The sequence below is a fragment of the Kitasatospora sp. NPDC036934 genome (assembly GCF_055608425.1).
The window spans coordinates 140276-157784 of sequence record NZ_JBVJQR010000019.1 but is presented as its reverse complement, the minus strand read 5'-3'; the positions used below and the strand labels follow the sequence as shown (position 1 = coordinate 157784).

General features: G+C 75.3%; 11 protein-coding genes. 1 reads left to right on the top strand and 10 read right to left on the bottom strand.

The window, feature by feature from the left end; all coding sequences use genetic code 11:
- Positions 1 to 152: 152 nt before the first annotated feature.
- Genes ACZ7BZ_RS27365 through ACZ7BZ_RS27355 form a run of 3 tightly spaced genes read right to left on the bottom strand, consistent with a single transcriptional unit; the run spans position 153 to position 3652 of the window.
- Complete coding sequence (locus ACZ7BZ_RS27365; protein WP_470360645.1) at positions 153 to 1220, bottom strand: acyl-CoA dehydrogenase family protein; 1068 nt, start codon at positions 1218 to 1220, stop codon at positions 153 to 155.
- The gene (locus ACZ7BZ_RS27360) at positions 1217 to 2389 is read right to left on the bottom strand and encodes an acyl-CoA dehydrogenase family protein (protein ID WP_470360644.1); all 1173 of its coding nucleotides are present in this window, start codon (positions 2387 to 2389) and stop codon (positions 1217 to 1219) included. Before ACZ7BZ_RS27360 ends, ACZ7BZ_RS27365 begins: the two co-directional genes overlap by 4 nt.
- Before the next feature lie 48 nt (positions 2390 to 2437).
- On the bottom strand, positions 2438 to 3652 hold the full coding sequence (locus tag ACZ7BZ_RS27355; RefSeq protein ID WP_470360643.1) for a CaiB/BaiF CoA transferase family protein: 1215 nt from the start codon (positions 3650 to 3652) through the stop codon (positions 2438 to 2440).
- A gap of 297 nt (positions 3653 to 3949) precedes the next feature.
- Here ACZ7BZ_RS27355 and ACZ7BZ_RS27350 point away from each other — a divergent pair, with 297 nt between their 5' ends.
- Positions 3950 to 5407, top strand: coding sequence for a CoA transferase (locus ACZ7BZ_RS27350; RefSeq protein WP_470360642.1), 1458 nt, complete (start codon positions 3950 to 3952; stop codon positions 5405 to 5407).
- Here the strand turns inward: ACZ7BZ_RS27350 and ACZ7BZ_RS27345 are convergent.
- The 7 genes from ACZ7BZ_RS27345 to eccCa all read right to left on the bottom strand — a co-directional run bounded on the left by ACZ7BZ_RS27345 (position 5397) and on the right by eccCa (position 17384).
- A complete protein-coding gene (locus ACZ7BZ_RS27345) occupies positions 5397 to 6392 on the bottom strand; it encodes a LysR family transcriptional regulator (RefSeq protein WP_470360641.1) in 996 nt (331 codons plus the stop codon). The two genes, ACZ7BZ_RS27350 and ACZ7BZ_RS27345, sit on opposite strands and share 11 nt — an antisense overlap.
- A gap of 109 nt (positions 6393 to 6501) precedes the next feature.
- The gene (locus ACZ7BZ_RS27340) at positions 6502 to 7734 is read right to left on the bottom strand and encodes a sugar ABC transporter permease (protein ID WP_380454175.1); all 1233 of its coding nucleotides are present in this window, start codon (positions 7732 to 7734) and stop codon (positions 6502 to 6504) included.
- The gene (locus tag ACZ7BZ_RS27335) at positions 7731 to 8516 is read right to left on the bottom strand and encodes an ATP-binding cassette domain-containing protein (protein ID WP_470360640.1); all 786 of its coding nucleotides are present in this window, start codon (positions 8514 to 8516) and stop codon (positions 7731 to 7733) included. The genes ACZ7BZ_RS27340 and ACZ7BZ_RS27335 overlap by 4 nt, the downstream gene beginning before the upstream one ends.
- A gap of 34 nt (positions 8517 to 8550) precedes the next feature.
- Positions 8551 to 9648, bottom strand: a complete 1098-nt coding sequence (locus ACZ7BZ_RS27330; protein WP_470360639.1) for a sugar ABC transporter substrate-binding protein — start codon at positions 9646 to 9648, stop codon at positions 8551 to 8553.
- Between the two features lie 347 nt (positions 9649 to 9995).
- Complete coding sequence (locus tag ACZ7BZ_RS27325; protein ID WP_470360638.1) at positions 9996 to 10361, bottom strand: hypothetical protein; 366 nt, start codon at positions 10359 to 10361, stop codon at positions 9996 to 9998.
- Between the two features lie 223 nt (positions 10362 to 10584).
- Positions 10585 to 13395 carry a hypothetical protein gene (locus tag ACZ7BZ_RS27320; protein ID WP_470360637.1) on the bottom strand — a complete coding sequence of 937 codons (2811 nt, stop codon included), beginning with the start codon at positions 13393 to 13395 and terminating at the stop codon, positions 10585 to 10587.
- The gene (eccCa, locus tag ACZ7BZ_RS27315; RefSeq protein ID WP_470360647.1) at positions 13392 to 17384 is read right to left on the bottom strand and encodes a type VII secretion protein EccCa; all 3993 of its coding nucleotides are present in this window, start codon (positions 17382 to 17384) and stop codon (positions 13392 to 13394) included. The genes ACZ7BZ_RS27320 and eccCa overlap by 4 nt, the downstream gene beginning before the upstream one ends.
- Between the last annotated feature and the right edge of the window lie 125 nt (positions 17385 to 17509).

Here is a 17509-nt window from a genome sequence, read left to right as displayed (position 1 = left end):
CCGCCCCCGCCCCAACCCCCCACATCACGGACCCCCTCGTTGTGTTCTGTCCCCTTTTTCCCTTCGCCGGACTCCCCACGCCCGAGAGGAAAGTCGACGGGGGCGACTTCCTGCGCGCGCGTGGGCCTTGCCGGGGCCGCCCCGGCGGGTGGTCAGGGGGTGGCGGTGAGGGCGGGCCAGAGGGTGTCGGCGGTGACGGTGCCCGCCAGGCGGGTGGCCCAGTGGGTCTCGTCGCCGTCCTCGTCGCGCCAGGACCACAGGCGGCTGGTGGCCAGGTGCAGCGGGCTCAGCGTGGTGATGCCGATGGCGCCGTGCAGCTGGTGGGCGATGCGGGCGATCTCGGCGGCCGAGGCGGAGGCCTGGGTCTTGGCGGCGGCGACGGCGAACCGGGCGGCGGTGCCGCCGGCGTCCAGCGGCGCGGCGGCGGCCTGGACGGTGGCGGTGACCAGGGCGGCCTCCTCGATCAGCTTCGCCTGCTCCTGCTTGACGGCCTGGAAGCGGCTGAGCGGGCGGCCGAACTGGGTGCGGGCGCCGGTGTGGGCGACGGTCAGTTCGACGCAGCGCCCGGCGGCTCCGGCGATCAGCGCGGCGCGGGCCAGGGCCGCCCGCAGCCCGGCCTCCTCCAGCAGCTCGCGGGGGATCCGACGCACCCGCTCGGCGGGGATCTCGACCCCGGCGAGGTGCAGGTCGTCGCGCGGCTCCCCGGCCAGGTTGGCACCGGGGGCGAGGACGGCCCGGCCCGGATCGAGGGTGAACAGGACCGGGCCGAAGGGCGCGAGGGCCGCCACCACCACCGCTTCGGCCTCCCTGCCCCATGGCACCCGGCGCAGGGTGCCGGTGACCAGCAGCGCGTCGTCCTGCCCGGCGCTGCCCGCCGAGCCGACCGCGCTGGCCGAGGGGTGGGCGTGGCGGATCGTCAGCTCGGGGGCGACGGCGTGGCTGAGCGGGCCGTCCGGGACGGGCAGCCCGGCCCGGCGCAGCAGCGGGCGGGCGACCAGGGCGGTCTCGGCGAACGGGGCCGGGACGGCCAGGCGGCCGGCCTCCCGGGCGGCGGCGAGGAGTTCGGAGGTGGGCGCCCCGGGGCCGGGCAGCGCCACGGCGTCCGGGGCGGTGGCGTTGGTGACCACGGCGATGGCGTCCGGGTCGGCGAAGAACGCGGTGGTGTCGTACGCGTCGGCGGTCACGACGGGGGTGGTGGTGTCGATCGTGTGGGTGCTCATCGGTGCTGCTCCAGTCCACGAGTGATGATGCCGCGAAGGATTTCGTTGGTGCCGCCGCGCAGGGTGTAGCCGGGGCTGTGCAGCAGGGCGAAGGCGAGCAGTTCGGCGTGGCTGCCGGGGGTGGCGTGCGGGTCGGCCGGGGTCGGCAGGACGGCGCGCACGGTGTCGACCAGGGTGGTCTCCAGGCGGGTGCCGAGGTCCTTGACCAGGGCGGCCTGGGTGTCGGGCGAGGCCCCGGCGTCCAGCGCGGCGGCCACGCCGAGGGAGAGCCGGCGGATGCCGTGCAGGCGGGCGGTCAGCAGGCCGACCTGGGCCAGCTGCCCGGCGGTGGCGGTGTGCCGGGAGAGCTCGCGCAGCAGGGACACCAGCAGGGGGAAGGTGGACAGGTAGCGCTCCGGCCCGCTGCGTTCGAAGGCGAGTTCGCCGGTGACCTGCTTCCAGCCGTCGCCCCGGCGCCCCAGGAGCATGCCGTCGGGGACGTGGACGTCCTCCAGGTGGAAGGCGTTGAAGCGGTGTTCGCCGCTCATCAGGTGGATCGGCTCGATCCGCACCCCCGGGGCCCGCAGGTCGACGATGAACTGGCTCAGGCCCTCGTGCCGGTCCTCGGCGTCGTCGGTGCGGGCCAGCACGATGGCGTAGTCGTTGGCGTGGGCGCCACCGGTCCACATCTTGGTGCCGCTCAGCCGCCAGCCGTCGGCGGCGCGTTCGGCCCGGGTCCGGACCGAGGCCAGGTCGGAGCCGCTGCTCTTCTCGCTCATGCCGATCGAGAAGAAGCACTCGCCGGCCGCGATCCGGGGCAGGAAGAAGCGGCGCTGCTCCTCGGTGCCGTGCTGGAGCACGGACGGGCCGGCCTGCCGGTCGGAGACCCAGTGCGCGCTCACCGGGGCGCCGGCGGCGAGGAGTTCCTCGATCACCACGTAGCGCTCCAGGAAGCCGCGCCCGGCGCCGCCGTACTCGGCGGGAAGGGCCATGCCGACCCAGCCGCGGGCGGCCAGGCGGCGGGTGAAGTCCGGATCCCAGCCGGCCAGCCAGGAGTCGGGGCGGCCCAGTACGGTGCCGCGCCCGCGCTCCTCGTCGAGGAAGGCGCGCACCTCGGTGCGCAGCCGGCGGGCCGATGCGGGCAGGGCGGTGTCGGGGAATCCGAGCGGGGACGGTGTTGCCGTGGTCATGGGTGGCTCCCGAAGCGGTTGGTGGGAATCTGGGGCGGAATCGTCCGGTCAGTGCAGCAGGGCCGGGGCGTCGTCCGGTGAGTGCAGCAGGGCCGGGTCGAAGCCGGCCTCCCGCAGCACCTCGTCGGTGTGCTGGCCGATCGCCGGGCAGGGCCGCAGCGGCGGTTCGGGGTCGGCCGAGTAGCGCACCGGGCGGCCGATCACCCGGTAGCGGCCCTCGGTGGGGTGGTCGGCCTCGCGCAGCAGGCCGCCCTCGCGGGCGTAGGCGGTGGTGGCGGCGGACTCCAGGTCGAGCACCGGGGCGGCGGCGATGCCCGCGCGATCGCAGAACTCCTGCCAGCGGGCGCTGGTGTGGCGCGGTGTCAGCTGCGCCATCACCCGGTAGAAGTCGTCGGCGTTGCGGGCCCGGTCGGGGCCGGTGGCCAGGCGCGGGTCGTCGGCCAGTTCGGGGCGGCCGGCGAAGGCGGTGAAGTCCCGCCAGTTGCGGTCGCTCTGCGGCAGGATGCACATCCAGCCGTCGGCGGTGCGCTGGGCGCGGCGCTGCGGGCTGAGCGAGCGGGGCGAGCCGAAGGCGCCGTCGGGCTCCAGGGCGGCCGCGCCCAGGTGTTCCACCAGGTTGAAGGCCAGCATGGTGTCGACCATCGGGACCTCGATGTGCTGACCGGTGCCGCCGTGCTCCCGGTAGTGCAGCGCGGCCAGCACCGACTGGGCGATCTGCATGCCGCAGATCTTGTCGGCCAGCACGGTGGGGACGTAGTGCGGCTGCCCGGACACCTGGTGGTTGAGCCAGACCAGGCCGCTGGCGGCCTGGACGATGTCGTCGTAGGCGGCCTGGGTGCCGTGGTCGCTGTCGCTGCGGAAGCCCTGGGCGTTGGCGTAGACCAGGCCGGGGTTGGCGGGTGCGACGGCGGCGTAGTCCAGGCGGAGCCGGGACAGGGCCTGCGGGCGCAGGTTGGTGATGAAGACGTCCGCGGTGGACAGCAGGGCGAGCAGTGCCTCACGGCCGTGCGGGGCCTTGAGGTCGATGGCGACGCTGCGCTTGTTGCGGTTCAGGTTGAGCGCCGCGCCGCCCATGCCGGGGTGGCGCAGCGGCGGGTAGTGGCGCGTCATGTCACCGGCGGGCGGCTCGACCTTGATGACGTCGGCGCCCAGGTCGCCGAGCTGTTGGGCGGCGTACGGGGCCATGATCACACTCGCCAGTTCGACGACGCGCACCCCGGCGAGGAGTCCTCGCCCGGACGGGCCGACGGGCTGATCGGTCATCAGATACCTCCTGGGGTCGGGGTGATGGGAGGGCGGGCGGCCGGTGCCGCGCCGCCTCGTTCCGCAATCCAGGAAACCCGGCGGAATTCGGCTCCGTCCAATACGAGTTGGGCACCGGATCGATAGGGCGCAGGATATTCACGCGGCGCGGGCTGGGCTCATATGGGCGGGGATATCGGTGCTCCGGGAAACGGGTATTGGACGCTGCCGGGCCGGTTCGGCTGTGCTGGTGGAGGCCGCCCGGACGGGCCGGCCGCCGCGCAGGACGCGGCTCGTCTCCGGAAGGAGAGTCGGACGATGGCAGAGGGACGGGAACACCCGGCCGGCGCGGCGTACGGGGCCCTGGCGGGCCTGTACCGCGAGTTGGGGATCACGGCGGCACACGCCGGCGGCGCCGTGGTGATCGAGGGGGCCGACCCGGTGACGCCCTCGGTGCACCGGATCGGCGACGCCGCGGCGGCAGCGCTGGCCGCGCTCGGCACCGAGGTCGCGGCGCTGTTCCGGGAGCGCGGCGGCGCGGCGCAGGACGTGAGCGTCTCGGTGCCGGCGGCGGTGCGCCAGCTGATGGCGGTGTTCCACACCAGGATGCGGGGCGTGCCGGTCGAGCGGCTGCAGGAGGACCCCGGCCTGCTCGGCAACAACGACTTCTACCGGGCCGCCGACGGCAGGTTCGTCTACGTTCTGTTCTCGTATCCGCAGTTGCGGGACATCGCCTGCGACGTACTGGACTGCCCGCCGGACCGGGAGCGGATCGCCGCCGCCGTCGCCCAGTGGCAGGCGCTGGACCTGGAGGAGGCGATCTGCTCCCGGGGCGGCACCGCGATCGCGGTGCGCACCCGGGAGGAGTGGCTGAGCCACCCGCAGGGGCGGCTGCTTCAGGACGGGCCGCTGATCCGGATCGAGAAGGTCGGCGAGAGCGCCCCGGAGCCCTTCACGGCGCTGCCGGCGCCTTTCCCGGCGCGCCCGGCGTCGGCGGCGGACCTGCCGCTGGCCGGGGTGCGGGTGCTGGACAACACCCATGTGATCGCCGGCCCCATCGCCGCGCGCCTGACCGCCGAACTGGGCGCCGACGTGCTGCACGTGTCCACGCCCGACCACCCGGACCCGGTCGGGATGGTCGTCGAGACCGGGATCGGCAAGCGGGCCGCGTTCTGCGACCTGCTCGACCCGGCCCAGGCCGACGCCTTCCGCTCCGTGCTGGCCGACACCGACCTCTACGTCTGCAACTACCTGGGCCTGGACGCCAAGGGTTTCGGCCCGCGGGAACTGGTCGAGCAGCGGCCCGGACTGGTCGTGCTGGACTTCCTCGGCTGGGGCAGCGAGGGACCGTGGGCCGGACGCGGCGGCTTCGACCAACTGGCCTCCGCCGCGACGGGCTTCGCCGCCGCCGAGGGCTCCTTCGACGCGCCCCGGCTGCCGCCGACCTACCTGCTGAACGACTACCTCGCAGCGGTGCTGGGCACCGCCGGCGCCCTGGAGGCCCTGCGCCGCCGGGCCCGGGAGGGCGGCAGCTGGCGGGTGCACGTCGACCTGGCGAAGGTCTGCATGTGGGTGCGGGACCTCGGTCTGCTCCCGCGCGCGGACGTGGTCGAACTGCCCGCCCCCGACCCCACCCGGGACCCGGCCGAACTGGCCACCGTGCACGGGCCGTTCGGAGAGGTGTGCTACCTGCCGACCCAGGTGCGCTACTCCTCGCTGGCGCCGCGCCTGTCCCGCACCGCGGAACCGCTGGGGGCCTCCCCGCTCAGCTGGTGAGCGCCGCGCCGCCCGCGACGGCGGAGCCCGTGTCGGTGCCGGCCGTGTCGGCGCCGTCCCGCTCCTGGGGGCGCGACGGCCTTGGGCCCTCGATCTCGGGGCGGTGGCGCTCCAGCAGGTCCAGCAGGGACGCGACGGCCGGGTCGGCGTCCGGCCGGCTCAGCGCCGCGACCGTCGTCACCAGCCGCCCGCCGCCCTCGATCGCCACGAATCGGATCCTCGGGTGGCCGAGCGTGGCGAGCCGCTCCGGGACGAAGCACACGCACACCCCGGCCGCGGTGTAGCCGAGCATGCCGGTCAGGTCCTCGGCCTGGGCGCGGACGCGCAGTTCGAAGCCGGCCTCCCGGCAGGCGTCCTCGATCAGCGCGCGGATGCGGGGCATGGCCGGCTGCGCGGCGGTCACGAACTCCTCCTCGCGCAGCCGCACCAGCGGCACCGAGCCGGCCCCGGCGAGCGGATGGCCGGACGGGACGGCCAGCACGGTGTGTTCCTGCGCCGCCTCCCGCACCCGAAGGCCCGCGAGGTCCGGGACCGGCAGCCGCACCAGGGCCAGGTCCATCGCCCCCTGCCGGACCTGCTCGGCCAGTTCGGCCGACGCCCGCTGCCGGACCTCCAGCCGGAGGCCCGGCAGCTCCCGGGCGGCCACCGCCAGCAGTTGGGGCAGGTGCCAGTGCCCCAGACTGCTCACGTAGCCGACCCGCACCGTCCCCTCCGCGCCCCGCGATATCCGGCGGGCCCGGGCCACGGCCGCCTCCTGCGCCTCCAGCAGCCGCCTGGCATCGGCGGCGAAGGCCACCCCGGCCGCCGTCAGCCGCACGCCCCTGCCGGTGCGTTCCAGCAGCAGCACCCCCAGCCCGCGCTCCAGGCGCTGGATCGCCTGGCTGAGCGGCGGCTGACTCATCGACAGCCGACGGGCGGCGTGGCCGAAGTGCTGCTCCTCGGCGAGCACCACGAACTGTTCCAGCAGGCGCGGGGTCAATTCCATGATCGTCCACCCTAGACTCTGTCCGGCCCGGACGAGGCACCCGGTCGTGCCCGTGGGCGGCCAGTGGATCACTGACCGCCCACGACCGTCGCCGGCTCCCGGCTCCCGGCTACCTGCGCCCGGCGCCGGCCCGGGTGCGGCGGGTGACGGAGTCCAGGACGACGGCGGCCAGCAGCACCGCGCCGGTGATCATGTACTGGATGGCCTGGGCGGCGTGCACCATGTCCAGGCCGGTGGTGATGGACTGGATGACCAGGATGCCCAGCAGCGCGGACCAGGCGTTGCCGCGCCCGCCGAAGAGGCTGGTGCCGCCGATGACGGCGGCGGCGATGGCCATCATCAGCACGTTGCCGCCGCCCAGTTGCTTGTCCGCCGAGCCCTGCTGGGAGGCGTAGAACAGGCCGCCGAGGCCGGCCAGCAGCGCGGAGAGCAGGAACACCGACACCCGTACCCGGGCGACGTTGACGCCGGCGCGCCGGGCGGCCTCCACGCTGCCGCCGACCGCGAAGACCTGCCGCCCGTAGCGGGTGCGGCGCAGCACGAAGTCGGTGGCGACGACGGCGCCGAGCAGCACGACCAGGGACAGCGGCAGCCCGCGGTCCTGGTTGAGGGCGTACGCGGCGGCCAGGCCCAGCACGGCCAGGGCGCCGGTGCGCAGGGCGGTGTCGGCGAGCGGCCGGGTGGCCAGGCCCGCGGCGGAGCGGCGGCGGGCGGTGCTCAGCTGGGCCAGCAGGTAGAGGGCGGGGGCGAGGATCGCCAGGCCCCAGGCGTAGGCGATGTCGCCGTCGCCGAGGAAGGTGGAGTCCAGGCCGGCGATGATGCCGTCGTGGCGGTTGTTGACGGTGCCGCCGTCGCCCAGGACCCATTCCTGCAGGCCGCTCCAGGCGAGCATGCCGGCCAGGGTGACGACGAAGGCGGGCACCCCGATGCGGGCGAACAGCAGGCCGTGCAGCACGCCCATCACGCAGGCCGCGCCCAGGGCCGCCACGATGGCCAGCCACTCGGGCCAGCCCTGGCGCACCGCGAGCACCGCGGCGATCGCCGAGGTGGCGCCGGCCACCGAGCCGAGCGAGAGGTCGATCTCGCCGAGGATGAGGACGAAGACGACGCCCACCGCGATCAGGCCGGGGCCGGCGATGAAGCGGGTGATGTTGGTGAGGTTGTCGGCCTGGAGGAAGTGGTGGGTGACGGACTGGAAGACGATCGCGATGACGACGAGCCCGACGACCACGGGCAGCGCGCCCAGTTCGCCGGAGGCCAGCCGGCGCCGGGCGGCGTCGGCGCGCCCGGCCCAGGTCGCGGCGGGCACGTGCAGACGGGGGTCGGTGGCGGGGGTGCTCATGCGGCGTCCTCCTCCTCGGCGCGGCGGGCCCGGCGGCGGGCGTGGGCGTTGTCGTCGGCGCCGGTGATGGCGGCGACGATCTGTTCCTGGGTGGTGTCGGCGACGGGGAACGATCCGTTGTTGCGGCCCAGGCGCAGCACCGCGACGGTGTCGGCCACGGCCCGTACGTCGGCCATGTTGTGGCTGACCAGGATGACGCCGAGGCCGCGTTCGCGCAGCCGCTCCACCAGGTCCAGGACCTGGGCGGTCTGTTCGACGCCCAGGGCCGCGGTGGGCTCGTCCAGCAGCACCACGGACGGCTCGCCGACCAGGGCGCGGGCGATGGCCACCACCTGGCGCTGGCCGCCGGACAGGGCGGCGACGGGGGCGCGCACGTCCGGGATGCGGATGGCCAGGGTGTCCAGCAGCTCGCGGGCGTGCTGTTCCATGGCGACTTCGTCGAGCAGGGTGCGGCGGCGTTTCTCGCGGCCGAGGAAGAGGTTGGCGATGACGTCGAGGTTGTCGCACAGGGCGAGGTCCTGGTAGACGGTGGCGATGCCGAGCGCGGTGGCGTCCTGCGGGCGGGCCAGCCGTACGGGCTTGTCGTGCCAGGTGATGGTGCCCTCGTCGACGGGGTGGACGCCGGCGATGGTCTTGACGAGGGTGGACTTGCCGGCGCCGTTGTCGCCGACGAGGGCGAGGACCTCGCCCGGGTGGACGGCGAGGTCGACGTCGGTGAGGGCCTGGACGGCGCCGAAGCGCTTGGAGACCGAGCGCAGCTGGAGGACGGGCGCGCCTGTCACGTGAACCACCTTGATCCTAGGGTGACTTGACGGGCTACTTGAGGCCGGCGGCGGCGCAGGCGGCGGCGTAGTCGGCGGTGCAGATGTCGGAGACCTTGTAGAGGCCGTCGGCGACCACGGTCTGGGCGATGTTCGCCTTGGTGACGACCTTGGCGTCCAGCAGCTTGGCGGGGATGCTCTTGTCGGTGGCGCTGTCCACGGTGGTGGTGGCCACGGACTTGACGTCCTTGCCCTGGAGGAGGTCGACGGCCAGTTCGGCGGCGTTGTCGGCGAGCGGCTTGTAGGCCTTGTAGATGGTGTAGGCCTGGTCGCCGTTGACGACGCGCTGGACGGCGTCCAGGCCGGCGTCCTGGCCGCCGACGGGCACCTTGATGCCGGAGCCCTGGAGCTGGGTGATGATGGCGCCGGCCATGCCGTCGTTGGCGGAGTAGACGCCCTGGAAGCCGTTCTTGCCGAGTTCGGTGACGGCGGCGGCGACCTTCTGCCCGGCGACGGTGGGGTCCCACTGCCCGGACTGCTCGTAGACGACCTTCTTGATCTTGCCGTCGAGGACCTTGTGGGCGCCGGTCTTGAACTGGGCGGCGTTGGGGTCGGCCTCGTCCCCGTTGATCATGACGATGTTGGCGTCGGGCGCCTGCGGCCCGAGCGCGTCCAGCAGGGCCTGGCCCTGGAGCTCGCCGACCTTCTCGTTGTCGAAGGAGACGTAGGCGGAGACCGGTCCGGTGGCCAGCCGGTCGTAGGCGACGACCTTGACGCCCTTGGCGGCGGCCTCCTGCACCCAGCCCTGGGTGGACTTGGCGTTGTAGGCGTCCAGGATGATCACCTTGACGCCCTGGGTGAGGAGGGTGTCGAACTGCTGCTTCTGCTTGGCGGCGCTGCCCTCGGCGTTGTTGTAGAGCACCTTGCAACTCGCGCACAGGGACTTGACCTTGGCCTCGATGAAGGGCCGGTCGAAGGACTCGTAGCGTACGGAGGAGGCGTTCTCGGGCAGCAGCAGGCCTATGGAGGTGGTGTCGCCGGAGGCGGCGGAGTCCTTCTTGTCGCCGCCGGCCTTTCCGCAGGCGGCGGTCATGGAAAGGGCCAGTGCGAGGCCGGCGGTCGATACGAGGGCGCGACGCAGTAGGGCGTTCATCTGTTGCCTCTCCCTGGGGACGCCGCGACGGTGCGGCGGGGGGTGGGGGGAGTTAAACCTGGCCGCGTACATGGCGTCAAGAAGTAAAACCAGACTCCGGGCCTTCCGCTGCTATTCGTTATCTTCGTGAACGCTTTCCGCCTCGGCGGCGTGTTCACTTGCCAAACTGGGCGCAATACGGTAATGCCCCGGCGCCGCCCGGGTGGGGCGGTGCCGGGGCGGGCTCCGTGCCGGGCCGGGCGCCGTGAGGCTGGGGGTGGAGGAGGGGCGGGTGAGGGGCGGGTGAGGGGTGGGGTGCCCGCCGTTCCCCCGATGCGGCGGGCGCCCCGGATCGTGCCGACTGCCCGTCAGGGGCGGTCGAGGGTGATGGAGTTGATCGGGCCCAGGTCGTAGAAGACGCCGTTCTGGGCCGCGATGTCGTACACGCAGTCCCCGCCGCCGTAGCTCTTGCACAGGTGGGCGTGGGCGCCGCCGGTCTGGTTGTTCAGCACCCAGTGGTTGCCGTACTGGCCGCTCAGGTTGTGGGCGCCGTAGGACCAGTACACCGCGCTCGGCGAGGAGGCGGGGTTCTGGTCCTGCGGGTAGACGCACACGGCGCCGGCCGGGCATCCCGCCCAGGACCCGTCGGCGGCACCGGCCGTGCCGATGCCCGCGGTGGTCAGCGCGGCCGCCGCGATCCCGACGGCGGCCAGGGCACGGGTGATCCTTCGCATGGGGTTCTCCCTCGCTGGTGGAACGGCCCCCACGTGGGGTCGGGGCCAGTGCTCGCCAGCCTAGGAACGCGCGGGCCGCAGCGGTCCCTGACATCCGACAGGGGCGCGCCGCCGCGCCCCGGGCGCCGGGATGCGGTACACGCCGCGCCGCGAACGGCGCGGGGCCCGACCGGGCGGCGGCCCGACGGCTTCGACGGTCGGACGCGCGACCCCGGACGGGACGTCAGCGGGTGGCGATTCCAGGGGTCAGGCGCAGGCGCTCCGGGCGGGCCGGGGCGCGCAGGCGCTCGGCCGGCACCTGGTCGCGGCGGGCCTGCCAGGCGAGCAGCCGGGCCCGGTCCTGCTCGTCCCCGGCCTCGTCCGGGGCGGCGTCCGGGGCGCTCTCGCGCAGCAGCACCCGGGCCGGGCGCTCCTCGCCGCCGGGCAGAACGTCCAGCACCAGGAAGTGGGTGCCGGGCGGGAACACCACCTCGGGATCCCCGCCCTCGGCGATCACCGACGTGCGGCGCCCGGTCGCGGACCACACCAGGAACTCCACGTCCGTCCCCGGCGCCACCTCCGCCTCGGACGTCCCCACCACCGGCGCGGGCTCCACCAGCAGCACACCGCGCGCGTACTGGCGCAGCACCTCCTCATCCGCCTCGGCGCCCAGCAGCACCGCGCCCCGGTGGTTGGGCAGCCGGCGCAGCCCGGACCCCAGACAGGCCAGGTACGGGGCCAACGGCCCCTGGCCGGCGCCGGGTTGGCGGGCGGCCTCGACCAACTCGGCGCGGGGCACCGGGATCCCGGTGTCGGCATGGTGCAGGTAGACCGCCGCGAGGTCGTCCTTCAGATCGTCACGGGCCTGCGCGCGCAGCGCGGGCATCCGCAGCGCGGCCTGCTCGGCACGGCCGGCGTAGCGGTGGAAGTACCCGCCCAGCAGGGCCCGGAACGCGGCCCGCTCGGCGGCCGTGGACACCCGCCCGGGCGCGGCGGCCACGGCGGAGGGCACGAGGAGCCGGGGTACGGCGGGGGCGGCGTGCTCGGGTGCCGGGGCGTGCTCGGGTGCCGGGGCGTGCTCGGGTGCCGGGGCGGGTTCGGGTTCGGGTTCGGGGGCCGGGGCCGGGGCCGGGGCGGGTTCGGGCTCGGGCGCCGGGGCCGGGGCCGGGGTGTCGGGGGCGTTGCTCTCGGTCGGGGCCGCCGGTGCCGTCGCGGGCGCGATCGGAAAGGCCTGCGGGGTGGGGGAGTCGGGGCCGTCGGGGGTGCCGTTGCTCTCGATCGCGATCGTCGGTGCGGTGGCGGGGGCGGGCGGCTGCTCCGGGTCCGGGACCTCGGATGCCTCGGGGGTGGCCTGCGGGGCCTGGGGGGCGGGGGAGTCGGGGATCGCGGGGGCGGCGGCCGGGGTGCCGGTCATGGGGGGACGGCGCAGGGCCGGGGCGCCGGGCAGGAGCAGGCGTGGGGCCGGGGTGCCCGGGTCGGTGAGGGCGGCCAGCAGGTCGTCCAGGACGTCGAGCACCTCGGCGGGCGCCGTCCGGTCGGCCGAGCCCGCGATGAGGGTGGGCCGGTCCGGGTCGGGGTCGAGCAGTCGGGGGCCGCGGTCGCGCGGCGGCTCCTCGGGGCGCAGCCACAGTCCGGCGGGGACGGCCTCCAGGCGCCAGCCCGCGACGGGTGCCTGGTGCAGCGCGGGGCCGCAGGCCGCGAAGCCGGCGGGCAGGGGGCGCCAGGCGGAGGCGATCACGCGGCCGAGTTCGGGGCAGGCGGTCAGTTCGGTCAGCCACGGTTCCCAGCCCGGGGCTGCGTCAGTGCCCGGGACGTGCGAGGACCAGCCGTTCGCGGTGCGCGTCGGCAGGCCGACGGCCGCCCGGATGTCGTGGCCCAGCCCGGCCGCCAACTCGGCGGCCAGGGCGACGAGTTCCGCGATGGCGGCCCAGGGCGCGCCGATCAGCAGGTCGGCCGGGGAGGTTCCGGGCCGGATCAGCCGGGCGGCGACCGCGGCGGCGGCGACCTCGTCGGCCGGGGGCAGCGGGGCGTCCGGGCGCCCGACCACCAGGACCGGGGTGCCGGGCGCCGCCGCGGCCCGCAGCAGCGGGGCCGGGGTGACGGCCGGGTCGGCGGTGGGCGCGCCGTGGAACCAGAAGCCGTGCGGCAGCACGGTCAGCCGGGGATCGGCCGGGTCAGCGGGCGCGGGCGCGGGTGGGACGGCGGGCACCGGGACGGGCGCCGGCGAGGTAACAGGCCCACCGGACCCGGCTGCTGACGCCACCTCGGACACCGTCGCTACGGGGCGTGCCGCCGCCGGGACCGGCTCGCCCGCCGGGGCCGTCGGGGTCGCCGGGACCGGCTCGCCCGCCGTGGCGGACACGGCGGACCCGGCGGGCACCTCGGGCGCGGCAGCGACCACGGCCGGCACGCCCGCGGTCGCGGGCACGTTCGCGGGAGCCGCCTGCACCGCCTTCGCCCTTCCCGCCCCCGCCCCCGTACCCGCCCTTGCCCCCGCGCCCGTCCCCGGCAGCGGCCACACCGCGCCGAGCCGGCGGGTGCGCCCGTCCGGGGTGAAAAGCCACCAGGAGGACGGCTCGGTGTCGGTGGCCCCGCTGGTCAGCAGCGTTCCGTCCGGGCGCAGGGTGACCTGCCCGTCCGGGGCCACGATGCTGGTGGCGGCCAGTTCGGCGATCCGCTGGGCGGGCCGGCGCCCGGACTCCGGTGCGGCCGCGAGGCCGGTGGCGGCCAGGACCAGGGTGGCGGCGTTGCGCTCGGCGGCGGTGCGGGCCAGTTCGTCGAGCCGGCCGAGCAGGACGGGCTGGGCGTCGGCGGCCGCGGCCAGCACGGTGACGGTGCCGACCACGGGCGCGAGCGCGGCCAGCGCGTCGGTGAGCGCGGCGGGCAGCGCCGCCGGGTCCGGGCCGTGCGGGGAGCCCGGCGCGATGACGAAGTGCGGGCCGACCTCGTGCAGTTGTGCCGCGGGCACCGGAGCGGTGTCGGCCCCGGCGGCGCTGTCGGCGCGGCGGCGGGTCAGCCAACGCCGTGCCCCGGTGGCCTCCTGGACGGTGCTCATCGGCCCGAACCCCCTTCCCCTTCAGCGCTGTTGCCGCCCCCACCGCTGCCGTCCGCTTCGTCCACCAGCGCGGTCTGCACCTGCACCGTACGGCGCCGGGTGATGTGCAGGGCCCGCCCCGGGGGGAACACCCGCGGCTTGGTGTTGCCGAACAGGAACCCCTCGCTGGGCGGGCAGGACAGCAGCACCGCCGGGGTGTTGACCTCCTCCAGCTTGCGCAGCAGCTGGTCGGAGGAGGCCCGACCGACGCCGTTGGCGCTGCGCGCCACGATCAGGTGCAGGCCCAGTTCGGAGCCCTGCGCCAGGTAGTCCAGCAGCGGCGCGAACGGGTGGGCGGCCATGCCGCCGGGGGAGCCGGCGACCAGCTCGTAGTCGTCGACCAGGATGAACAGCTCGGGCCCCTCCCACCAGTCGCGCAGCCGCAGCCGCTCCGGCGGGATGTCCGGTCCGGGCAGCCGGTTGGCCATCGCCCGCGCCGCGCCGTCGACGATCTGGCGCAGCACGTCCACGGCGACCGCGTGCCCGAGCCGGTACTCCTGCGGCACCGCGCCCTGCAGCACCCGCCGGTAGTCCACCAGCATGATCCGCGCCTCGTCGGGCCGGTAGGCGGAGGTGATGCCCGCCGCGACCAGCTTCAGCAGGTTGGTCTTGCCCGCCTCGCTGTCACCGACCACCACCAGGTGCGGCGTCTCCTCGAAGTCGTGCCACAGCGGGGCCATCGAGACGTCCTGCAGGCCCAGCGGCACCCGCAGCCGGCCCTCGGGGGCGGGCAGCGCCGCCGCGGGCAGGTGCAGCGGCAGCATCCGCACCTCGGGGGCGCGCGGGCCCTGCCAGTGCTCGGCGACGGCGTCGACCAGGTCCGCGACGCCCTCGCCCAGGTCCTCGGTGCCGCCGTTGCCGTCCAGCCGGGGCAGCGCGGTCAGGAAGTGCAGTTCCTCACCGGTCAGGCCGCGGCCGGGGATCTTGGGCACCGTCGCCGCGATCCGCATCCCGATCGCGGAGTCCACCGGGTCGCCCAGCCGCAGCTCGAAGCGGGTGCCCAGCAGGTCGCGCAGCGCGCCGGTGACCTCACCCCAGCGGGTGGTGCCCACGACCAGGTGGATGCCGTAGTTGAGACCGCGCTGGGCGATCAGGGTCAGCGCCGGCGCCAGGTCCGCGAACTCCTGGCGCACGGTGTTCCAGCCGTCGACGACCAGGAACACGTCACCGTGGCTCTCCCCGGGCAGCGCCCCCTCGGCCAGCGCCCGCCGGAACGCCGCCACCGAGTCGATGCCCAGCTCGGCGAAGCTCTGCTCGCGCCGGGCCAGGATGGCGTTGACCTCCGCGACCGTGCGCACCACCCGCTCCGGGTCGTGCCGCCCGGTCACCCCGCCCACGTGCGGCAGGCCGCGCAGCGAGGAGAGCGTGCCGCCGCCGAAGTCCAGGCAGTAGAACTGCACCTCGCGCGGGGTGTGGGTGAGCGCCAGGGACGCCACCAGGGTCCGCAGCAGGGTGGACTTGCCGCTCTGCGGCCCGCCCGCGACACCCACGTGACCGCCCGCCCCCGACAGGTCGGCACTCAGCAGGTCGCGCATCTGCTGGAACGGACGGTCCACCACGCCCACCGGCACCCGCAGGGTGCCCCGGGCGGGATCGTCCTCCGTGGTCAGCCCGTACCCGGCCACCGGGGCCAGCGGCGGCAGCAGCTGGTCCAGGGTCGGCGGCACGCCCAGCGGCGGCAGCCACACCTGGTGGGCGGGCGGCCCGGCGTCGACGAGCCGCTCGGCCGCGATGGCCAGCAGGCTGCGGCTCTCCGCCACCTCCTCGGCCTCCGGCTCCGCCGCCACCGCGACGGGCTGACGCGGCGCCACGTACCCGGTGCCGTAGACCGCGACCTGCCCAGCCGCCGCCTGCCGGCGCACCGCCGCCGGACGCGGCGCCCGGTAGGCCCCGGAGACGTACGCCGCCTTGAACCGGGTCAGCGTCGCGATGTCGCTGCGCAGGAACCCGTTGCCCGGCTGCGACGGCAGGTGGTACGCGTCCGGGACCCCCAGCACGCCCCGGCTCTCCATCGCCGAGAACGTCCGCAGCCCGATCCGGTACGACAGGTGCGACTCCAGGGCGTGCATCCGCCCCTCGTCCAGGCGCTGCGAGGCCAGCAGCAGGTGCACCCCCAGCGACCGCCCCAACCGGCCGATCATGATGAACAAGTCCATGAAGTCCCGGTGCGCGGCCAGCAGTTCGGAGAACTCGTCGACCACCACGAACAGCGTCGGCAGCGGCTCCAGCACCGCCCCGCCGGCCCGGGCCGCCTCGTACTCCAGCAGCGAGCTGTAGTTGCCCGCCGAACGCAGCAGCTCCTGACGGCGCACCAGCTCCCCGTGCAGCGCGTCGCGCATCCGGTCCACCAGCGCCGCCTCGTCGGCCAGGTTGGTGATCACCGCCGAGGTGTGCGGCAGCCGGTCCAGGCCCAGGAACGTCGCCCCGCCCTTGAAGTCCACCAGCACGAAGTTCAGCACCTCGGAGGAGTGGGTCAGCGCCAGCGCCATCACCAGCGTCCGCAGCAGCTCCGACTTGCCCGAGCCGGTCGCCCCGATCAGCATCCCGTGCGGCCCCATGCCGCCCTGCGCCGACTCCTTGATGTCCAGCTCCACCGGCGTGCCGTCCCCCGCGATCCCCAGCGGCACCCGCAGCCGGTCGCCGGCGCCGCGCCCGGCCCAGCCGTCCGCCACGTCGTGCCGGTGCAGATCACGGATGCCCAGCAGCGACACCAGGTCGAAATCCCCGGCCAGCGGCTCCCCGGTCTCCGACTGGTCCCCGATCCGGTACGGCGCCAGCAGCCCGGCCAGCCGCCGCGCCGCCGGCAGCGACAGCGCGTCCGCCCGCCCCAGCTCCGTCACCTCGTCCCGGTGATTGCGGTCCGCGCCGACCATCGCCAGCCGGCCCTCCTCGATCCGCAGCCTCAGCCGGTGGCGCAGCGGCTTCCACTCCAGCGCCCCGCCCAGGTCCAGCAGCACCGCGTTGCGCCACCCCGCCAGCGCCGCCCGGCTGCCCGCACCCACCGGCACACCGTCCAGCACGACCACCGTGAACGGCTCGTCCCGGCCCGGCTGCGCGTCCGGCTCCCACGGCCCGCGCCCCGCGAACTCCGCCCCCAGCACCTGCTCCAGCTCCGCCACCGACCCCGCCACCAGCCGCACCGGCCCCAGCGCGTCGGTGTCCACCGGGTGCAGCGCGTGCGGCAGCCACTTCGCCCACTCCCACAGCCCCCGCCGCTCCGCGTCGCACACCACCGCGATCCGCAGCTCGTCCGGCGCCTGGAACAGCGCCAGCTGCGCCAGCATCGCCCGCGCCAGCGCCCGCGCCGCCTCCCCGTCGCCCCCGCCGTCCCCGTCGCCCTCGCGCACCAGCACCTGGGCGTACCCGCGCACGTACACCGCGATCGGCTGGTCCGCGACCGTGCCGTAGGCGTGGATGAAGCGGCGCAACGCGTGCGCGCACAACGGCTCCAGGTCCTCCACCGGCTTGGTCGCCAGCGGCGCCAACCGCACCGCCAGGCGCTGGTGCCCCACCCCCACCCGCACGTCGCCGAAGTCCGGGTGCGCACTGCGCCGCTCCCACAGCCGCGAGGTGCGCACCAACGAGGCCAGCGACCCCGGCGCCGGATGCCGCCAGGCCAGCGCCTCCTGCTGGCGCACGATGTGCCCGCGCACCTGACGGCGCATCTGCGCCAGGTAGCGCAGGTAGTCCCGCCGCTCGGCCCGCAACTCCCGCTTGCGGTCGCTGGAGCCGCGGATCAGCGAGGTCACCAGCATGCCCACCGCGGACAGGCCCATCATGCCCATCGCCACGTACGTCATGATCCCGCCGCCGTCACCGGGGCGCAGGAACACGAACACCATCGACAGCGAGCTCAACGCCATCGGCGCCATCGTGATCATGCTCGACATGCCGCTCTGCGACTCCGGCAGGACCGGCGGCTCCTGCAACTGGATCTCGCCGTCGGGCATCGCCGGCCCGGGGCGCCGCGGCGGACGGTCGACCAGCACCACACTCAACGAAAGCGCTCCTCGCACCAGGGGACGGCCGCGAAGAGCCCCGCCGTCCGGGGCGCCGTCCTTCAGGACGACGGGCC

What these genes read in the sequence shown, in the direction of transcription:
- ACZ7BZ_RS27360 (WP_470360644.1), bottom strand. Translation starts at nt 2,389, where the DNA reads ATGACCACGGCAACACCGTCCCCGCTCGGATTCCCCGACACCGCCCTG.
- eccCa (WP_470360647.1), bottom strand. Translation starts at nt 17,384, where the DNA reads ATGCCCGACGGCGAGATCCAGTTGCAGGAGCCGCCGGTCCTGCCGGAG.
- ACZ7BZ_RS27320 (WP_470360637.1), bottom strand. Translation starts at nt 13,395, where the DNA reads ATGAGCACCGTCCAGGAGGCCACCGGGGCACGGCGTTGGCTGACCCGC.
- ACZ7BZ_RS27350 (WP_470360642.1), top strand. Translation starts at nt 3,950, where the DNA reads ATGGCAGAGGGACGGGAACACCCGGCCGGCGCGGCGTACGGGGCCCTG.
- ACZ7BZ_RS27355 (WP_470360643.1), bottom strand. Translation starts at nt 3,652, where the DNA reads ATGACCGATCAGCCCGTCGGCCCGTCCGGGCGAGGACTCCTCGCCGGG.
- ACZ7BZ_RS27340 (WP_380454175.1), bottom strand. Translation starts at nt 7,734, where the DNA reads ATGAGCACCCCCGCCACCGACCCCCGTCTGCACGTGCCCGCCGCGACC.
- ACZ7BZ_RS27365 (WP_470360645.1), bottom strand. Translation starts at nt 1,220, where the DNA reads ATGAGCACCCACACGATCGACACCACCACCCCCGTCGTGACCGCCGAC.
- ACZ7BZ_RS27330 (WP_470360639.1), bottom strand. Translation starts at nt 9,648, where the DNA reads ATGAACGCCCTACTGCGTCGCGCCCTCGTATCGACCGCCGGCCTCGCA.
- ACZ7BZ_RS27325 (WP_470360638.1), bottom strand. Translation starts at nt 10,361, where the DNA reads ATGCGAAGGATCACCCGTGCCCTGGCCGCCGTCGGGATCGCGGCGGCC.
- ACZ7BZ_RS27345 (WP_470360641.1), bottom strand. Translation starts at nt 6,392, where the DNA reads ATGGAATTGACCCCGCGCCTGCTGGAACAGTTCGTGGTGCTCGCCGAG.